The organism is Acidobacteriota bacterium (assembly GCA_040752915.1).
Classification (GTDB): domain Bacteria; phylum Acidobacteriota; class UBA4820; order UBA4820; family DSQY01; genus JBFLVU01.
This window is the reverse complement of the sequence record JBFMHB010000083.1, coordinates 1-2,203: the sequence shown is the minus strand read 5'-3', so window position 1 is coordinate 2,203 and position 2,203 is coordinate 1. Positions and strand designations below refer to the sequence as shown.

General features: G+C 65.6%; 2 protein-coding genes. Both read right to left on the bottom strand.

Annotated features, from left to right (window positions below; all coding sequences use genetic code 11):
* Positions 1–207: 207 nt before the first annotated feature.
* Positions 208–576: a four helix bundle protein gene (locus AB1824_11960; GenBank protein ID MEW5765678.1), complete on the bottom strand. Its 369-nt coding sequence runs from the start codon at positions 574–576 to the stop codon at positions 208–210.
* 88 nt (positions 577–664) lie between these two features.
* Positions 665–2,203 (bottom strand): alkaline phosphatase family protein (locus AB1824_11955; protein ID MEW5765677.1); only part of this gene is annotated, 1,539 nt, incomplete at its 5' end.

Here is a 2,203-nt window from a genome sequence, read left to right as displayed (position 1 = left end):
AGGCGGAAGTTTAACCATCAACAAAAACCATGGCCAACCTTCGGTTGGCCGAAGGGGGAAGGCGGAAGGGGGAAGGCGGAAGTTTAACCATCAACAAAAACCATGGCCAACCTTCGGTTGGCCGAAGGGGGAAGGCGGAAGGGGGAAGGCGGAAGTTTAACCATCAACAAAAACCATGGCCAACCTTCGGTTGGCCGAAGATGGCCTTCACGAAAGGGCCTGCGAACCTTTCGCCCGCTTACAAATCGTGGCCAGGATAGCCAGGAGTTGTTCTGCTTCCTTCAATAGGGCGGCAGATTCACTCTCACAGCCGACCTTGCCTTCTCGGCACAACTCGAGCCAGAAACACGTCTCCGAAGCTTCCTTTTCTGCAATGGCTACTTTGTGGATGAAGTCGGCCTTCGACTCTCCACGTTGAGCTTCTCGATAGTTGGCCCCGATAGAAGTGGTACTCTTCAAGAGCTGGTACCCTAGCGAATCAGGCACTCGACCTCTTGGAAGCCCTGCCACAAATCTCATCGCGTCTAATGCAAAACGCTTTGTTCTCTCTTCCAATTCTGTCTTCGACTTCCCCATGCCCAAGCCTCCCCCCGGCTCTTTGTCGTCGTCCCCAGATTTCTGTCTCTTCCTACCCTTCGCCTTTCGCCTTCCGCCTTCCGCCTTTCTACCCCATATACCCCAATCCGCGGAGGCGCTCCTGGACGGCTTCGGCGTCGAGGTCGGCGCGGGTGCGGTCGGGCGGGGTGACGGGTGCGAAGGCGGGCGGGTGGACGGCGAAATGGCCGGGGTCGAGGAGGGCCGGGAGAAGGACTCCGTCGAGGCCTTCGGGGAGGGCTTCCCCCATGCAGTGGAAGATCAGGGGCGCCACGTCCAGTACCGAGACCGGGGCGCCGGCAAGGCGGCCCGAGGCGAAGGCGGGGCCGAAGCCGAGGAAGATCCCCTCGGAGGAGTGGATGCCCGTCCGGTGGGGAATGAAGGGGATGTTCTGGAGGGCCTTGATGGCGGCGGAAACGCCCCACCGGTCGGGGCCCAGCAGGAGGTGGGCCGCCTCCCGGGTGCGGGGCCCCGAGTAAACCTCTTCCCGCCGTTTGACGTCGGCGAAGACGGGCCCGCCGTCGGGGTCCCTCAGTCCGGCGAGGGCCTCCTCCAAGGCGTGGAGGGTCTCCGAGAGCCGGGCGGGAGGGACGGAGCCGTCTGGAAAGACGGCCTCCTCATGGACGGTGATGCCGTGGCACTCGGCCGTGAGCGTGGAAGCCCGGCTGCGTCCCGCATCGGGCCGGAAGAAGAGGGGCCACGTTCCGCCGAGCTTGCGGAAGACCTTGGCGGCGAAGCGGGCGCCGGCGTTTCGGTGGACTGCTCGAAGAATCGGGGCCGGAAGGCGCGGCGCGCCGGACCCCATGGCCTTCTGCGCCGCCTCCTCCATGCGGTGGCTCACGGGGAAAGCCGGGCGGGCGTAGTCGGGCTCCAGGAAGCCCCGCTCCTGGAGCCACTCGTTGAGGTAGAAGATGCCCTGGGCCGTCGTGAAGCCGTGGTCCGAAACCAGGAGGAGGTGGTCGCCCGGGGCCAGCCGCTCGGCCACCCATCCGAGGACCCGGTCCGCGTCCTCGAACATCCCGGCCGCCTGGGGACACCGCTCGAAGCGCCCCTCCACCAGATCCGGGAAGGCCTCGTGGCTCACCCAGTCCGTTCCCGAGAGGACCGCGAAGAAGACGTCCCACGGCTCGTCCCAGAGGCATCGTATGGCGTCGAAGCGGTGGGTCTCCACGTGGCGGATGTCCCTCAGGTAGGCCTCGGACTCGCCGCGCGCCCGCAAGCCCGCGTCGGGAAAGATCCGGTAGTCGCGCAGGAGCGGGTGCTTCTCCTTGAGGGACTCTGGGAAGACGGCGTTGTCCCCCTGGGTGAGGAGGGAGGTGAGCGTCACGTGTTTCGTGAGGGGGGGATAGGTGCAGGGCAGGTTGATGAGGACCACGCCTCTCCCGCGCTCCTCGAGAACCTCGTAGAAAGTCTTCTCGCCGATGTCCCACGTCTGCAGGGGCCGGAGGCGGCCCAGGGCTCCGTCGGGCCGGTTGAAGTCGAAGCACCCGTGGCGTCCCGGATTCACGCCCGTGGCCACGGACACCCACGCCGGAGCCGTCACGGGGGGGTGCGCGGACCGCATCCTGGAGTGCACGGAGCGTGCACACAACGCCTCCAGGTTCGGCAT